Genomic DNA, 944 nt, shown 5'->3' on the forward strand with positions numbered 1-944 from the left:
CGGCATCGCACTCGCCCTCCGGAACGACGTACGCAACGAGGCTCCTTTGGTCGCCCTCGCCAAGTACTATCGCCACGGCATCTCTAACGCCTGCCAAGGAACGCACAGCCGACTCAATTTCCCCAAGCTCGACGCGAAAGCCCCGGATCTTCACCTGGTCGTCAATGCGGCCAAGGCATTCTATGACTCCATCGCTCGACCAGCGAGCGAGGTCTCCAGTGCGGTACATCCGCTGACCCGGAAAGAAAGGATTCTCAACGAACTTCTCGGAAGTCAGTTCATCTCGATTCAGATAGCCGCGACCCACCTGCACGCCGGAGACGCAAAGCTCCCCGGGCACGCCGATCGGACAAAGAGCGTCACTCTCATCCAAAATGTAGATGCTCGTATTCGCAACAGGCGATCCGATATAGACGGGCGTAGACTCGTCGATCGGAGCGTCCCATGAATGTTGAGTTATATCGTCGCCAGCTTCCGTCGGGCCATAGGCGTTGACCACCTGGCAGTCTCTCACAACATCAAAACAACTGTTGAGCAGCTTCCTCTCCAATGCCTCTCCCGTCACAAGCAGGTGACTTAGGCCGGGCAACCCCATTCCGCATTCTCCAGAAGCTCTAATCAACGCCGACAGGAAGCTTGGAACCACCTCAAGAACATCGACCTCCCTGATGGACAGGTCATCGATGAACGACTTCAAGTCCTCCACTATCCGACTCCCGTACAAGACCACCTTGCCCCCGACGCAAAGCGGAGCGAAAAACTGCCAGAAGGAAATATCGAAGCAGTAGGACGCCGTATGCGCTAGAACCGTGCTCTCGCCCATGCAAAGCGTGTCAATCTTCACAAACAAGTGATTGAGGGCGTTCCGGTGCTCTATCAGCACGCCCTTTGGCCTGCCCGTGGATCCCGAGGTGTAGATGCAGTAGATCAGGTCCGACGGAGAG

The 944-nt window shown here is 56.6% G+C and carries 1 protein-coding gene; it reads right to left on the reverse strand.

What is annotated here, in order from left to right:
* Positions 1-944: amino acid adenylation domain-containing protein (locus QEH53_RS23855; RefSeq protein WP_309025745.1), on the reverse strand; the 944-nt coding region annotated here is incomplete at both ends.

This window comes from Pelagicoccus sp. SDUM812002 (genome assembly GCF_031127835.1).
Lineage (GTDB): Bacteria > Verrucomicrobiota > Verrucomicrobiia > Opitutales > Opitutaceae > Pelagicoccus.